This is a genomic window from Streptomyces sp. NPDC055254 (assembly GCF_053606025.1).
This window is the reverse complement of sequence record NZ_JBSGQV010000004.1, coordinates 1-15517: the sequence shown is the minus strand read 5'-3', so window position 1 is coordinate 15517 and position 15517 is coordinate 1. Positions and strand designations below refer to the sequence as shown.

The 15517-nt window shown below is 74.4% G+C and carries 10 protein-coding genes and 1 pseudogene; 3 read left to right on the top strand and 8 right to left on the bottom strand.

From position 1 onward, the window contains the following. Positions 1-96: 96 nt before the first annotated feature. Complete coding sequence (locus ACWFQ8_RS05565; protein WP_453785144.1) at positions 97-1014, top strand: NADP-dependent oxidoreductase; 918 nt, start codon at positions 97-99, stop codon at positions 1012-1014. Between the two features lie 162 nt (positions 1015-1176). Here the strand turns inward: ACWFQ8_RS05565 and ACWFQ8_RS05560 are convergent, their stop codons facing one another. The 6 genes from ACWFQ8_RS05560 to ACWFQ8_RS05535 form a co-directional block, all read right to left on the bottom strand. Further along, entirely contained in the window at positions 1177-3333 is a 2157-nt protein-coding gene (locus tag ACWFQ8_RS05560; RefSeq protein WP_453784895.1) for a discoidin domain-containing protein, read from the bottom strand. A gap of 352 nt (positions 3334-3685) precedes the next feature. Beyond that, positions 3686-6949 carry a poly(A) polymerase gene (locus tag ACWFQ8_RS05555; protein ID WP_453784894.1) on the bottom strand — a complete coding sequence of 1088 codons (3264 nt, stop codon included), beginning with the start codon at positions 6947-6949 and terminating at the stop codon, positions 3686-3688. Further along, the gene (locus tag ACWFQ8_RS05550) at positions 6949-8835 is read right to left on the bottom strand and encodes an RNA ligase family protein (RefSeq protein ID WP_453785143.1); all 1887 of its coding nucleotides are present in this window, start codon (positions 8833-8835) and stop codon (positions 6949-6951) included. The genes ACWFQ8_RS05555 and ACWFQ8_RS05550 overlap by 1 nt, the downstream gene beginning before the upstream one ends. Before the next feature lie 181 nt (positions 8836-9016). Next, positions 9017-10516 carry a hypothetical protein gene (locus tag ACWFQ8_RS05545; RefSeq protein ID WP_453784893.1) on the bottom strand — a complete coding sequence of 500 codons (1500 nt, stop codon included), beginning with the start codon at positions 10514-10516 and terminating at the stop codon, positions 9017-9019. Between the two features lie 59 nt (positions 10517-10575). Next, positions 10576-11100, bottom strand: coding sequence for a hypothetical protein (locus ACWFQ8_RS05540; protein WP_453784892.1), 525 nt, complete (start codon positions 11098-11100; stop codon positions 10576-10578). A 57-nt stretch (positions 11101-11157) separates the two neighbouring features. Continuing rightward, a complete protein-coding gene (locus ACWFQ8_RS05535; protein WP_453784891.1) occupies positions 11158-11949 on the bottom strand; it encodes a LysR substrate-binding domain-containing protein in 792 nt (263 codons plus the stop codon). A gap of 58 nt (positions 11950-12007) precedes the next feature. On the opposite strand from ACWFQ8_RS05535, the gene ACWFQ8_RS05530 reads away from it, so the two are divergent. Continuing rightward, entirely contained in the window at positions 12008-12412 is a 405-nt protein-coding gene (locus ACWFQ8_RS05530; RefSeq protein ID WP_453784890.1) for a DUF5997 family protein, read from the top strand. A 283-nt stretch (positions 12413-12695) separates the two neighbouring features. On the opposite strand, the gene ACWFQ8_RS05525 is transcribed toward ACWFQ8_RS05530, so the two are convergent. Next, positions 12696-14033 carry a DUF418 domain-containing protein gene (locus tag ACWFQ8_RS05525; RefSeq protein WP_453784889.1) on the bottom strand — a complete coding sequence of 446 codons (1338 nt, stop codon included), beginning with the start codon at positions 14031-14033 and terminating at the stop codon, positions 12696-12698. A gap of 138 nt (positions 14034-14171) precedes the next feature. Beyond that, positions 14172-14453, bottom strand: a complete 282-nt coding sequence (locus ACWFQ8_RS05520) for a hypothetical protein (RefSeq protein WP_453784888.1) — start codon at positions 14451-14453, stop codon at positions 14172-14174. Between the two features lie 140 nt (positions 14454-14593). Here ACWFQ8_RS05520 and ACWFQ8_RS05515 point away from each other — a divergent pair. Next, positions 14594-15411 (top strand): annotated as a pseudogene (locus tag ACWFQ8_RS05515) (IS5 family transposase). Positions 15412-15517: the final 106 nt, after the last annotated feature.

Below are 15517 nucleotides of genomic sequence, written 5' to 3'. Positions count from 1 at the left end.
GCTTCTCGGGGCGGGCGCGCCGTGCGTGGTGGGATGGGAGCCGGGGGGTGGCCCAGCAACCACGGAGAGGTCGACTACATGCAGCAGGACGACACCATGCGGGCGATGGCGTACGCGGCGTACGGCGGGACGGAGGTGCTCGCCGAGACGCGGCTCCCCGTGCCGAAGGTCGGTCCGGGCGAGGTCCTCGTACGGGTGAAGTGCGCATCCGTCAACCCCGTCGACTGGAAGATCATGGCGGGCGGACTCGACGCCCTGATGGACGTGGTGTATCCCGTGGTGCCGTGCTGGGACGTGTCCGGCACCGTCGAGCGGACGGGCATCGACGCGCCCGAGTTCGCCGAGGGGGACGAGGTCATGGCCTACGTCCGCAAGGACTACGTGCACGGCGGCACCTGCGCCGAGTTCGTCTGCGTGCCCGTACGGGCCCTCGCGCACAAGCCGGCCTCGCTGGGCTGGGCCGAGGCCGCCGGCCTCCCGCTCGCCGGACTCACCGCCCACCAGGTGCTGACCCGGCTCGGCACCGGCAAGGACGACACCGTCCTCATCCACGGCGCGGCGGGCGGCGTCGGCTCCTTCGGCGTGCAGATCGCCCGCGCCCTCGGCGCCCGGGTCATCGGCACCGCCTCCCCCCGCAACCACGACCGCGTACGGGCCCTGGGCGCCGAGCCCGTCGCCTACGGGGACGGCCTCGCGGGGAGAGTGCGCGACCTCGCCCCCGACGGAGTCACGGTCGTGGCGGACTTCGTCGGCGGCGTCCTCGCCGTCACCCGCGAAGTCCTCCACGACGACGGCCGCCACGCCTCCATCGCCGACCCCACCGTGACCGGTTCGGGCGGCGAGTGGATGTGGGTGCGACCCGACGGCAGGGACCTGGAAGCACTCGGACGCCTCGCGGACGCCGGGCAGCTCACCGTGTCCGTCGCGCGGACGTTCCCGCTGTCCGAGCTGGGCGCGGCCTTCGAGCTGAGCCGGGAGGGCCACACGGCCGGCAAGATCGTCATCGAGGTCTGACCGCGGTACGGGACACGCACGGCCGCGCGCCGCCCGGCGGGGAGACGGGCGACGCGCGGAGCCGGGGTCAGGGGTGGGTCAGAGGTGGATCAGGACGGATCGGCGGTGGATCAGGGCTGGAAAGGGGCCGGATCAGGGACGTGTCCGTCGATCGACCGTGGATCAAGGGAACGAGACGACGGTGGAGGGGACGGTCGAGGTGCCCGAAGTGGGAGCGCCGATGCCGTTGATGACGTGCTCGTACTGCCCGTTGCCGCCGAGCGAGACGACCAGGAGGTCGTGGAACTTGACTCCCGGTTTCACCGGCGCCTGGAACCCGTGCTCCTGACGAATGGTGGGGTCCACGTTGTAGTAGCAGTAACTGCCCAGGCCCCAGCCCTCGTGGGTGTTCACCGCGTCGGCCACCTTGTAGCCCGCGTACCCCTTGACGGAGCCGTTCTGGATCGCCGCCTGGTCGGGGGCGTCGTAGGCCTTCTCGTTCTGGAAGAAGATAGTGCGGCCGCGCTCGCCGTTCCACTCCACGTCGTACTTGTTGAAGTGCTCGACGAACAGACCGGTGGCCAGCACGTCGTCCCCGTTCACGCGGAAGCCGTAGTCGGAGCGGTTGGTCTCCCAGCCCACCCCGTCGCCGTGGTCGGCCCGCCAGATCCAGGTGTGGTCGACGATCGTGTCGTCGTTGTTGACCACCATGCCGAGCGTGGCCTTGCCCGGGCCCGCGCCGCCGACGCGGATGAACACGTCCTGGACGGTGGTCGGGTTCGCCGAGTGGTCCGCGGCGGCGCCCGCCGGCCCGACCTCCAGCAGGGTGGGGGAGTTGACCGGGCCGGCGTCGATCAGGAAGCCGGCCAGCTTCACGCCGTCCACGTCGGCGACCCTCATCGCCGTCACGCCGTTGTCCGGGATGATCGTGGCGAGGCCGAGGCCCAGGACGACCGTGTCCGGGCGGTTGATCTGGATGGTCCGGTCCACGTGGTACACGCCCGGGGTGAAGAGCAGGTGCAGGCCTTGCGTCAGCGCCGCGTTGATGGTCGCCGCGCTCGCGCCGGGCTTGACCACGTAGAACTGGCTCAGCGGGATCGAGCTGCCCTGCGGCGCTCCGTTGCCCCAGGAGGTGCCGCGGGCGTCGGTGCGCTTGGCCGGGACGAATACCTTGTACTCGGTCCCGTCCAGGTGGAGGAAGGGCTTCTCCCGGGAGGTCGGCGTGGTGTCGAGGGTGGTGTAGGGCGGGTTCGGGTAGGACTGCGCCGGGGCGCCCTGGGTGCCGGAGAAGACCTGGTTCCAGACGGCGTTGGACCAGCCGCCGATCGAGCTGTCACGGGTGTACCACTGCTGCTGCGAGTAGTTGCCGACCTGGCCGTCGATCTTCGAGTCCGCGATGTAGCCGCCGGAGGCCCAGCCGTAACCGCTCGGGGCCAGGTTCAGGCCGCCCCTGACGTGCATCCGGCGGAACGGGGCCGCCTGCGAGACCGCCCAGCGGTTGGTGCCGTTCACCGGGTTGAGCGCCAGGTTCTCGGCCGAACGCCAGAAGTTCTGGGTGGCGTTGCCGCCGAACCAGCCGGCGTCCACGGTCACGTCACCGTTGATGGTGGTGTCGTCGGGGCTCAGGCCGAGGCCCGAGACCGAGGTGTAGAAGCCGATCTGGGCGTTCAGGCCGTTGTACGTGCCGGGCTTGAAGAGGAACTGGTAGCGGCCGGAGCCGAACTGCGCGGATTCCTGCTGCGTGAACACCTCGTCCAGCTTGGCCTGGATGCCGGGGGTCGACGGGTCGAAGACGATCACGTTGGGGCCGAGGTCGCCGCCGCCCGGGATCACCGGGCCTGTGCCGGAGGTGCCGTACACCTGGAACTCCCAGAGCGAGTAGCCGTATCCGGTGGCCCGCGCGGTTCCGTACACGCGGACGTGGCGGGCGGTGCCGGTGATGTCGTGGGTCTGGACCCCGCCGGTGCTCGTGGTCGTGGACCAGGCGGTGGTCCAGTTGGCACCGTCCAGCGAGTGTTCGATGCGGTACGCCTTCGCGTACGCGGTCTCCCAGCGCAGGACCACCTGGCTCAGCCGGGCCGGGGCCCCGAGGTCGACCTGTATCCACTGCGGGTCGGCGAACCGGCTGGACCAGCGGGTGCCGTTGTCGCCGTCGACGGCCGCGCCGGCGGGTGTCCCGGCGCCCTCCAGGCTGGAGGCGGTGACCGCCTTGCCCTGGGAGAGGAGCACGGGAGCCGCGTGGGCGGCGGCGCCGGGCAGCAGCACGAGGAGGGCCGCGATCAGGACGGAGGCGAGCGCCGCGGCGGTGAGCCGCGGCGGGCGATCGGAGAGGAGGGGCATGCGGGGGGCTCCTGACGTCATGGATCCGGGGGGGATCGAAGCGTGAGTGAACTGCCCTCCGCGAAGGCCGTCAAGGGTTTGAGCGTTCATGAACTGAAGGCCGAGCGGCATGTCAACTGCGCCTCAGGCCCGTGAACTTGGGGTTTCTTCAATCCTTGTGAAAAGTATTGACGAAAAAAGTTCGCACGGCTGTACTGATGCTCCTGACCGCTCCGTCCCGCCGTGCCCGCCCGGCGGGACGGAGCTCGGACCGTGTTCGGGAAGTGTGCCCGGCCGCAGCGCAGGTGTGGCCATGCGTTCGTTACTCGTCGTCCCGGTGCGGGGCGCTACCGCTGCCGGGCCCGCTCCACGCTCAGCGGAGGTCCGGGACGTCCGCGCACGCCGCGCGGACGACCTCGACGCCCGGGAGACCGGACGACCAGGAAGCGGCCAGGGCGGACAGCCGCGCGGCGTCGGGCGGGGTGGCGCCCAGCCCGATCGCGTAGCGGGCGAGCGTCGGACCGGCCTCGAACGGGCGGGGCCAGGCATGGACGTCACCGTACCCGGCCTCTTCCAGGGCGCCGAGCAGCGCCCGCAGCCGGCCCCGTGTCCGGCCCAGGGACTGCTCGAACTCCCGCGGCGCCGAAGCCCGTACGGTCACCACGGCCCAAGCCGCGTGCCGGCGGTGCAGGGGCGGCGGGGCCAGCACCTCCGCGAGGGCCCCCGGGTCGGCCTCCAGCAGCTCCCAAGCCCGGTACAACTCCCGGAGCAGCAGGTCCCGCATGCCGGTCCCCACCTGGGCGGTGCAACTGCGCACAGGTTCCGAGGGCGTGAGCACGGTCACCGGCCCGGCGCCGACGGCCTGCGGCGGCGGCACCGCCGCGGACACCCGCGGGCCGCACCCGTTCACCCCCGCGGGGCGGTCCGGCCGGACCGCCCCGGATGCGTCCAAGGTGCCGGTGGCACCCGCGGCGCGGCTGGTGCCCGCCGGGCCTTTGGTGCCCAGGGTGCAGGTGGTGCCTGCCAGGCCTGTTGTGCCCGCGGTGTCCGCCGTGCCGGTGGTACCTGCGGCGTCCGCCGTGCCCGCGGTGCCTACGGTTCCTGCGGTGCTTGCCGAGCCCGTGGTGCCTGCGGTGCCCGCCGGGCCGGTGGTGCCCGGCGTGTCCGTCGGTATCAGGGCGACCGGCTCCCGCCAGTCCCAGGCGGCCCACGTGCCGAAGAACGCGTGCAGCAGGGCGTCGGGCGGTAGCGCCCCCGCCTCGCGCACCGTACGGGCGGCGAGCACGGTCCAGGCCAACCCCGGCAGCCCGCCGAACGGCGCCGAGTCCAGCCCGCGTGCCCGGGCCCATGCCTTCACCTCCCGTGCCAGACGCGCGAACGCCGCGTGCCCCGCCCCCGCGGAGCCCCGTACCGCATCCGCGTCGCTCACGGCGCTCAGCGCCACGGCCGCCGCCTCGCCCAGGCCGGTCCGCCGCTCCACAGCCGCCGCCGGGTCGAGCGCGCCGGTGGCGACCACCGTCAGGTCCACGTCCAGCGTTCCGACCCGCAGCCGCAGTCCCGGAACCCGCGCCCCGGTGACCTCCCGCAACCGCTCGGCCCCGGGCAGCGCCGCCGCGATCCGCTCCCGTACGTCGGCGACGCGCGCCTCGCCCGGCAGCGCGGCCACCAGGTCCAGGTCGGCGTCGGGCAGGGCGCAGCCCATGCGTCGGGACCCGACGACGTGCACCACCCCGTCAGCGAGGGCGCCGGAGATCCGCGCGGCAACCCGCGCGGCCGCCCCGGTCCCGGCATCCCGGTCCGCGATCCCGACGCCCGCCGCGCCACCTGCCGCACTGTCCGCCGCGCCGCCGAGCGCACCACGCGCCGCTCCGCCTGCCGCGCGGCCTGCCGTTCCGCCCGCCGCGCCGCCCGCCGCGCTCGGCGGCTCCGCCGCCCACCGCACTCGGCCCGTGCCCAACTCCACCGTCGCCCGGACCCGCATCGGCCCGTCCCCGCGCCGCGAGAGCACGGCCAGCTCCCCGACCCGCGCGGACACACCGCCGCCGAGCCGGGCGGTGAAATCGGCGGCAGCCCGCCGCGGGTCCCGGCTGCGCCCCAGCGTCAGGTGCGGGGTGTAACCGTCCGGCCCGTCTGCGCGGCCCCGGCATCCGGGAAACCGCTCCACGAGCGCCCGCCGCAGTTCCCGCCACGGGGCCTCGCCGCCCGCCGCTGCCGGGTCCAGCCACAACGTCGCGTCCTCGCGGTGCCCGAAGCTGTACACCCCCTCCAGCCAAGTACGGAACGGCACTGTCGCGGCGGCGACTTCGGAGACCAGCACGACCGCCTCCGTGAACGAGGACTCCGGTACGAAGCCGAAGAGCAGATTGACGTGCGCGGGCCACCGCCCGGCCCGCGGGTCGTGCTCGCGCCGCACCTCCTCCACCCCCGAGGGGAGGCGGGGCGGCAGCCAGGCCACCGCCGTCCGCGTCGTCCCCGCACGGTCCAGCACGGCGGGACCGCCGTCCGGCGCGCCGAACTCCACCGACGCCTCCACACCGAAGTGGTCGGAGGCGAACAGCCCCTCCGGACCCGGGGAGTCGCCGCACAGTGCCGCCCGCGTCACCCGCGCCGTCCGGGTCCCGGAGGACCCCAGCAGGATGCGGTCGAGCCGGGCCGCCCGCCCGGACAGCGAACCGACCGCCGCCAGCGGATTGGCCACCGGGTCGAAGGTCGGCGTGTCGTCCGCCGCGCCGTGCACCTCGCACCAGGCGTCCCGCAGCCCCAGCGCACCGGCCGGCCCCTCGGCTCCGGAGCGGCCGTCGTTGAAGTCCCCGAGCAGCGCCACCTCGGCCCCGATGCCGCCCAGGCCCTCGGCGAGCAGCGCCAGTTCGGCCGTTCGCCGCACCGCCCCGTCCTGAGTGTGGTCGCTGGTCAGATGGGTGTCCGCGACGACCAGCGGGCCCACCGCAGTGTCCACCGTCACGGCGGTCACCGCCTTGTGCGCCCTGAGTTCGCGCAGCCCCGCCTCCAGGACCGGCAGTCGGCTCAGCACCAGCAGGCCGTACGAGGCGACGTCCCGGCCGCCCGGATCCGTACCGACCGTGTACGCGTCCCGGACCCACGGTTCGGCCAGCAGCATGCGGAGCAGCTCGGGCTCGACCTCCTGGAGCGCGATGACGTCCGCGTCGGCGGCGGCCAGGTCGGCGAGCAGCAGCGGCCTGCGTCGCGCGGTGGCGATCCGCGGGGCGTCGTACCGGTCCCAGAGCGTGTTCCACGTCAGCAGCCGCACCGACGTGGGGCCCGTCCCCGGGACACGCGGTACGGCGCCGGCCGGCCGCCAGGCCCCGGCACCCGACGGGTCCCACGCGTACGGGGTGCGCGCGGCGAAGAACGGCGCGCGCAGCAGGCGCGGGCCGCGGACCCGCCCCGCCTCGGTGACGTCGATCCGGTCCACACCCGTGGCCCGGTCCCACACCAGTTCCCCGTCCGCCTCCACGAACAGGACCCGGTGCCAGGGGATGTCGCCACCGGGCACGAAGGACGGCAGGGGGACCCGCTCGGGCCCGGCCCCGCGCTGCAGCAGTCCCAGGACGAACCGGGCCGGATCGAACCGCGGGTCCCAGCGGACCCGGTGGTAGAGCTCCTCGCTGGTACGCATCAGTGTTCCCCGCCCGTCGCCGTGTGCGCCGGAGCCGCCGGACCGGTCGAACCGGCCGCCCCGCCCGACGCGCCGCTCGCCGCCCCGCCCCCGAGGCGGCCCGCCGTGTCCTCGACCGTGCCGCCGGCGCCGATGTACCAGGTCCGGTGCGCACCGCCCGGATACGGCGGGCCGAACCGGTGCAGCTGGCCCGCCAGCACCTCCGGCGGCACGGGGTGGGCCCGCGCCGCGTTGCGCCGCAACAGCTCCGCCTCCTCGACCAGCACCACGGCGTGGGTGACCAGCGCGTCGCGCCGACGCGCCACGGAGCCCGCCGTGCCGCGCTGCCGATCGGTCAGGGAGGTGGCGTCCCACACCACCGTGGCGCCCCGCGCCAGTGCGTCGTCGAGCCGGTCCAGGGCCTCGCGCAGCACCTGCGGGTTGGCACGCTGGTCGGCCCGGGAACCCCGCGCGGTGCGCAGGTCGTCGAGCCCGATGTACGTGTCCACACCGGTCAGGCCGCGGGCGAAGGTGCTCTTGCCGCTGCCCGAGGGCCCGCACAGCTGGATCAGCCGCGGGAACTCTCCGTCCCGCCACCGCCACGTCGCCGCCACGGCCTCCTCGCGCGTGCCGATCCGGCCCTCACCGAACGCGCGCCGGGCCTCGGCCCAGCAGCGGTCCGCCGCGTCGGCGTCCAGTCCCGCGAGGTCCTCGCGCAGCCCGTCCCGCAGGAACCCCAGCGGATCCGGGCCGAGCAGCCCCGCGTCCTCGGCGCACAGCGCGGACCATTCCACGCACTCCCGCGCCCCCGCGTCCCCCGCCGCGGCGCCGGCGAGCGCGTGCAGCACCCCGAGGTCGGCGGACTCCGCCATCCGGACCAGCCCGGCCCGCCGCTCCGCGTCGGGGAACGGCCGCTGGAGGTAGGGGTACAGGCCGACCAGGTCGGCCACCCTGCGCGCGAGACCCGTCCCGAGCGGGCCCGCCGCGAGCCGCGCCGCGATCCGGGCCCGGGGCGCGCGGTGCAGCGCGGCGGCCAGTACCCCGGCCAGCCGGGCGTCCCCCGTGCGCTCCCGCTCCATGCCGTCGATCAGGGCCGCGACCTCGTCGACCACGGCCCGATCGGCCCCGACGAGGCCCGTGTCCGCCCCGGGGCCCGCTGCCGCCGCCGAGGCCTGCGACGCACCCGCCGGACCTGACGTACCGGGCGTGCCCGCCGGTCCGGCACCCGCTGCCGCCAGCAGTTCCGCCGCGTCGGCCCCCGCGCCCGAGCGCACGGCCCACAGGGGAGCCGCCGCCCCGAGCCCGTTGGGCACCACCTGCGCGAACATCCAGTGCGTGTCGGTCCGTACGTGGCCCCCGCGCACCCACTTGGCCACGTACCGGCCGAAGTCCTCCCGCGCGAAACCGTCCACGGTCCGTACGACGTAACCCTCCTGCCGGGCCGTGTCCAGCCGCAGCCTGCGCAGGGCCCGTTCGTCGAAGACGCCCCGCCACAGCACGCGCGGGGCGGGCACGCCCAGCCCCCGCAGGAAGGCCGCGGTCCGGTCCCAGTCCAGGCAGCGCTCGCCGTCCCAGACCGAGAAGCCGTAGAACCAGCTGTCCAGATCGTCGTACGCGAGCGAGTGCCGGGCGTAGAGGTTCTCCCCGCACACCCGCCAACCGGCCGGTATCCGGCCGCCGATACGGCCCTGGAGACCCTTGACCCAGGCCCGGGACGGATGGTGCGCCGAGTCGAGCGAGCGCGCGTGCAGGCCGTCCCGGTACAGGGTGGTGTTCTCCCCGTCGAGCTTCTCGGTCACCACGACCTCGCGCCCGGCGAGCCCGGCCGGCCCGGTCGCCCGCACATCGTCCGAGGTGGCCCCGGGGGACCAGGGCAGGTGCGGCGTGCGGGGATAGTGGGTGCGCATGGTCCGCTCCTGCTCGACGACGTGCTGCCCCGTCACTGTAGGTACGCGAAGGGCGCGCCTCCACCCAATATGCAGGAGGGAACCACCCGAAAACGCACGTCACGGACGCCTCGGCAGCTGCCGACCGGAACGTTCGGTAGCCGCGCGGGCCGCACCGCCGCCCCCCGCCCCCGCCCCTCCGTCAGGCGTCGGCCGGTACGGCGGCGGCCAGTTGCCCGCCCGCGGCGAAGTGCAGGCGCTCCAACCGCGCCGCGTACGGCCACTTCGCCGCCCGGTGGAAGCACAGGTCGCTCGGGATCGGGACCGCCCGCAGGTCGGCGGCGTGCGTCCCGTCCGGCAGCCCGGCGGCCGCCGCGAGCAGCGGGTCCGCCGAGCCGGCCCATTCGCCCACCGGGGCCGGACGGGGCCAGGGCTCCCCGGTGTTGGGGGACAGCCACCGGGCGTCGCGGGTGACCCGGCCCGCGAAACCCGGTCCGTCGGCGGCCTCCCGGGCCAGCCGGGCGAAGGTCAGCAGCAGGTCCGCCAGCGACTCGGCGAGCAGTGTCACCTCCGGGTACTCCCGCAGCCCCTCGGCCTCGGCGGACACGGACACGGCGTACCCCCACCGCCCGGTCTCCGGGTCGATCCGGACCTGTACGAGCGCCTGACCGCGACCCCGGCCCACCAGAGCGAGCGGCCAGTACGTCCCGTCCCCGCCCAGCATGCGGTGCACCTCGGGGTCCACCGCGAGCCCCGGGTCGCCGGGCAGCAGCCGCAGCGCCGGAAGCCCCTGGACCGCGACGCCGCCCACCTCGCGGAGCACGCTACGGACGTCCTGCGGCACCGGCGCGCCCCAGCCGTCCATGGCGGCGTCCGAAGTGCCGGGAGTGAGCACGACGAATGCGGGGAACCGGGCGGACAGCGACCGCAGTTCGGCCACCGCACGGTGCGCCGCGTCCGCGGGTACCGCGGGCCGGCGGACCGGCCTGCCGAGGAAGTCCCCGCTCACGACACTGCGCAGGAGCAGCGCCCGGCCGTCGCCCACGATCCGGAACTGGACCTCGCTGCTCCCTGTGTCGGCCGTCTCGTAGACCGTCGAGAAGTACGGCTCCCAGTCCACCGCGCACGGGTACCCGGACACCGCGTGCAGATCGACGAGGTCGGTCAGCGAGTCGCCCCGGCCGACGAGCGAGGCGAGTTCCCGGTCCGTCCCCTCCGCCACCTCGACGGTCGGCACCGCGGGCACGAAGGACGGCCTTGCACCGGGCGGGAGTTCCCGCGCCCCGCCCGACAGCCGCCCGGCGAAGCCGGCGAGCCAGGCGACGAAGTCCGGTGCCTCGACGGTGACGTCGCGGTCGTCGCCCCAGGGGTGGACGGCGACGACCGGGCCCCAGCCGGCGGACCCGACCCCGACGATCAGCGAGCCCTCGCCGAAGTCCAGGGCGCCCAGGGTCCAGCAGCCGTCCGCGAACCTCTCCCGGCCGCGCGGCCCGAAGCGGTACGCGTGCTCCCCGGCCTCCAGGCCGCCGATCGCCCGCAGCACGGCCCGGACGCCGTCCGGTACGGCGACCGGCCAGGAGTCCAGCTCGGCGTCGGTGAAACCGTCGAACAGCTCGACCTCGTCCGGCCGTTCCCGCGCCAGATCGCGCAGCGCGCGGACGACTGGCGCCGCCGCCTCCGGTCCCGCGTCCGTGATGTGCACCGTGCTCCCCGAGTCGCTGTCCGCCTGACGGCTCCGAGCCTAATCGGAGCCCGCCGGGCCTATCGGCACAGGGCCGCGATGGACGGCGAGACCGTGCCCCGGGCCGCCTCGCACAGGGCGGCCATGTCGTACGAACGCTGCGGCGCGGGCCGGGACTTCGGGGGCGCCGGGCGCTTGCGGGGCTTCGCCGGGGCAGGGCGCGCGGGCTTCGCGGGCCGCGCCCGCCGGGGCGGTTCGGCCGGTCGGGGGCGCGGCGGCGGCCCGGCGGCGGGCGGAGCGGGAGGTCGTGGCGCGGCCGCGTCCGGTACGAGGGGCTCAGGCGGAGCCGCCGGAGCCGCCGGAGCCGCCGGAGCGGCCGGGGCCGGTAAGGCCTCCATCGCCAGCGGCAGCCGGCTCAGCGGCAGGGCGGATCCGGCCCGTTCCGCCGTTTCCGTACGGGCGGCGGCCGCCGCCGCTGCCAGGCGCGGTGCGCCGGGCGGAGTCGCGGGACGGACGGTCATGCACCCGGTGGCCATGACGAGCGCGGCAAGGGTCAGGGGCAGGGCCCGGCACAACTGCATCCGCCCACCCTGCCGTACGCGCACCACCGGAGTCCCACCCGTCACGCGGACGGGTGACGGGGGGAACTGCCGGGGGAGGGACTACGGCCTGCGTCGGGGCTTGGAGCTCTTGGTGCCCTTGGCGTTCTTGGCGCCCTTGGCGCCGGCGGAACCACCCGCACCGCCGCGGGAGTTGCGGCCCGTCGACTTGCCGCCGGCCGGCTTGCGCTGCGTTGCGGCCTTGTCCGCGCGCTTGGCCTTCGGCTGCGGCGGTGTCGGGGGCCGGCCCCGGGTGCTGTTCACGGTCCGTCCCCGGACGATCCCGATGAACTCCTCCACCAGGTCGGTGGTCTGCTCCTGCGGCCAGGACAGTGCCACCCGCGACTCGGGGGTCCCCGAGACCGGCCGGTAGGTCAGGTCCTTGCGGTGGTGCAGGCGGGCGAGCGACTGCGGAACGACCAGCACGCCCACCCCCGCCGCCACGAGTTCGACGGCGTCCGCCGTCGTGGCCGGGCGCTCGAAGGCGGGTAGGCCCGGCGGGCGCTCCCAGTCGAGGGTGTCGTCGAGGGGATGCAGCACGATCTCGTCCGCGAGGTCGTCGGCGGTGATCTCCTCGACGGACGCCACGAGGTGGTCCTTCGGGATCACCACCACGGTCGTCTCGGTGTAGAGCGGGATGGCGCTGAGGTCGTCCCGGTCCACGGGCAGCCGGACGAATCCGGCGTCGGCACCGCCGCCGCGCAGCACGTCGAAGGCCTCGGCGGGGGACACCGCCACGAGGGTCAGGGGAACGTCGGGCAGCCGCTCGTGCCAGGTCCGCACCCACTTGGTGGGCGTCACCCCCGGTACATACGCGAGCCGGAACGATGATGGGGATACTTCCGAGCCTGTCACTCCGCCAGGTTACCGGTCGTGGTCGGAGGTAGCGCACATGCTCGATACCCTTGGGACCATGACATCGCACCAGAGCACCCAGACGATGAAGCCCGCGACCGCGGCAAAGAAGCTGGGTGTGTACCTTGAGGCCACCCCCGCCGAATTCCAGGAGGGCGTGGTCTCGCGCACCGAGCTGAGCGCCCTGCAGGCCGACCCGCCGGAGTGGCTGCAGGAGCTGCGGCGCAACGGCCCGCACCCGCGGCCCGTGGTCGCCGCGAAGCTGGGCGTCTCGATCGCGGGCCTGGCGCGCGGCGGCGTCACCGAAGCCCTCACCACGGAGCAGATCGACGCGCTGAAGAACGAGGCGCCCGAGTGGCTCCAGCGGGAGCGCGCCACCCAGGCGGACGTCCGCAAGGAAGCCGTGCGCATCAAGGAGCGGAACGCGGAGCGGGCCGAGAAGACCCGCGACCAGAACTCCTGACCCCTGACCGCTGACCCGAGCAGCTCCCCAGCCGCTCGGGAGGTCGCGCCTCCGGCGGTCCCGGCCCGTCCGGGACCGCCGTCGAGGCCTGCTCGCGAAGTGCCGGGCCCGCGAAGTGCGGGCCCGCGACCTGCTGCTCCCCGCGGCGCGCCGGCCCCGCGACCCGCCGGGCCCGCGATCTGCGGGCCCCCGCGCCTTGCAGCCCTGCGACCTGCCGGGCGGCTGAAGTGCTGCCTCCCGCGATCCGCGGGCCCGGCGACCTGCCGGGGCACGCGCGAATGATCTAGCCCCGGCTTCGGCCCTGCGCAGCCAGGCGCAGTGCGTACTCCACCGGGCCGCGGCGCAGCGGGCTGTCGGCCCAGACCCGCTGCCAGACCCAGGTCAGCCCCAGCGCGGCTCCGCTGAAGCCGATCCACGCGCCCCACGACGCGGCGCCGTGGGCCGGCCCGGCCAGCACCAGCGCGTGGACGACGTACGCACTGAGCGCCATCGCCCCCAGGAGGGTGAGCGGCCGCAGCAGGCCGGCGCCCAGCCGGTGCCGCGCGACCAGCGCGCACAGCCCGATGAGGGCGGCGCCCACACCCGCGTTGCCGAGCGTCTCCAGCGGGGTCTGGCTGTAAGGATCGGCCACCAGCAGCCAGTCCCACGAGGTGCTGGGCACCGCGCCGTACTGCCCGTTCAGGACCTCCCGTACCGGATCGGCGGCGCCCATCGCCTCCGGGTGGTGCACCGCTATCGCCTCCAGCAGCCGCTCCCGGGCGCCGAAGACGTGGGTCGCGAGCCACGCGGAGCCGTAGCCGGCCACGGCGGCCGCCGCACCCCACACCACCAGCCGGGCGGACACCGCGCGCTCCCGTATGTCGCAGAGCCGGGCCAGGGCCATCCCGGCCAGCACGTACGGGAAGTACGTGGCCAGCGGGTACGCCCCGGTCAGCAGCAGCTCGGTCACCACATCGCCCAGCCCGGCCCAGCTGGTCAGATCGGCGGCCTCGGGCACCAGGCCCCGCCCGGAGGAGCCGTACCCGAACACCGGGCCGAGCAGGAACGACAGCAGCGGGCCCGCCACCACCGACACGCCCGCCACGGTGCCGAGCACGGGGGTGGAGAGCCGGGTGAAGGGCTCGGCGGCCAGGAAGTACACGGCGAAGAAGGCCAGGATCACCAGGATGCCGGGCCAGAGCGAGGCCAGTCCCAGACCGAGCGCGGCCAGGATCGCGCACCGGATCAGCAGGGGGCGGTAGCGTCCCGACCAGCCTCCCGGCCCGTCCGAGGGGTTCCGGCCGCGCTGGGCGAGGACCAGGGAGAAACCGGCCAGCAGCGTGAAGAGCGCCGGGGCCCGTCCGTCGGCGGCGACGAGCAGGTAGCCGGCGCCGTCGGGCTCGGGGCCCGGACCGACGTGGACGGCGAACATGCCGAGTACGGCGATGCCGCGCACGGCATCGACCCCCGCCAGTCGTCCGCCGGCGGCCCCGGCCGAGGCCGTCACCGCGATCCCGGCCGCGTCGGCCCCGGTCGCTCCGACGCCCGTCCCGTCGGCACCCGCCGCGCCGGTACCGGTCGCTTCGGTACCGCTCGCTCCGGCCCCCGCCGCGCCGGCTCCCGGCACCCTCGCCACCGACATCCTCGCCCCCACCACCGCTGTCCCCGACACTGCTGCCCCTGCTGTCCCTGTTGTCCCCGCCACGGGTGTCCCCGCCTCCGACACTGCCGCCTCCGACGTTCCGACGCCCCTCCGGCGTTCCGCGGCGTTCCCCGCGTCCTACGCGCCGCGGGTCACACTGTCACGCGGTGCGCCCCGGGTCTTCATCGTCTCCCGCCGGACTTCCTTGCCGCCCGTGGCCAACCCGCGGTCCACGGCGACGTCGAGCCCGCGCACTCCTCCGGTGCCGGGGGCGGCGTCCTCGCCGGTCGGCAGCGGACCGGCGACGTACAGCCCACCGGATCCGAGGACCGCGGCGCCGCCGGTCGATCCGACGCGGCCCGGTACGGTCCACCGCTTTGCGGCGGCCGCCCCGATGCCCGTACGGGAAGCGCGGCGCATGTCGGGATCTCTCCTCGGTCCGGTGACGTGGTCGGACCAGCGGTTTTCACGCCGCCAGTCCGCCCGCCGAACGTAGCAGGGCTCGCATAACCAGGTAATAAGACCGTCTCCTATGTGGTGAGGCGTTCGTTGGCCTTGATATGGGGCGGGGTACGTGGAGTTGGATTGTTCCGGACGGGTTGTGGGAGATCGCGCTGCCGTTGATCCCACCGTCGAGGGTGCGGCCGCAGGGCGGTGGAACGCAGGACACGCCTGATGAGACGCTGTTCGCGGCGATCATCTACGTCCTGGTCAGCGGCTGTGCCTGCCGATCGCTGCCGCCCTGTTTCGGGATATCGAAGTCGACGGCCCACCGCAGGTTCCTGATCTGGTCGAGGGCCGGAGTCTGGGGCCGGCTGCACGAGGAGATCCTGCACCGGCTCGACGACGCGGGCCTCCTCGATCTCTCCCGCGTGGTGCTCGACTCCGCTCATGTCCGCGCTAAAAAAGGGGCGAACTCACAGGTCCGAGCCCCGTGGACCGGGGCAAGCAGGGTTCCAAGATGCACGTCCTGTCGGACGCGAACGGACTGCCCCTCCTCGTCTGCGTCTCGGCCGCCAACACCCACGACAGCCAGGCCTTGAAGCCGATGGTGCTCGGTCACCAAACGAGACACGACCCTCACCGCGGCCGCCACTTCAAGCCTCAACGCTTGCACGCCGACAAGGCCTACGACATTCCTGAACTGCGGAAATGACTCCGCGGCAAGCGGATCGGCGTCCGCATCGCCCGCAAGGGAATCGAGTCCTCCGAACGGCTCGGGCGGCGCCGGTGGGTAATCGAGCGGACCATGTCCTGGCTGACCGGCTACCGCAGACTCAACCACCGTTACGAGCGCCACTCCCGCAACTACCTGGCTTTCCTCGGCCTCGCTGCAGGCCTCTGCTGCTACAAACGACTCGTCCGCCTCACCACATAGGACACGGTCTTAGACCGTGTCCTACATGGTCAGTTGGCAGTTGTACGGGTCATGGGGAGTGGACGGTGGGGATGGATCGTTCCGGACGGGTTGTGGGAGATAGTGA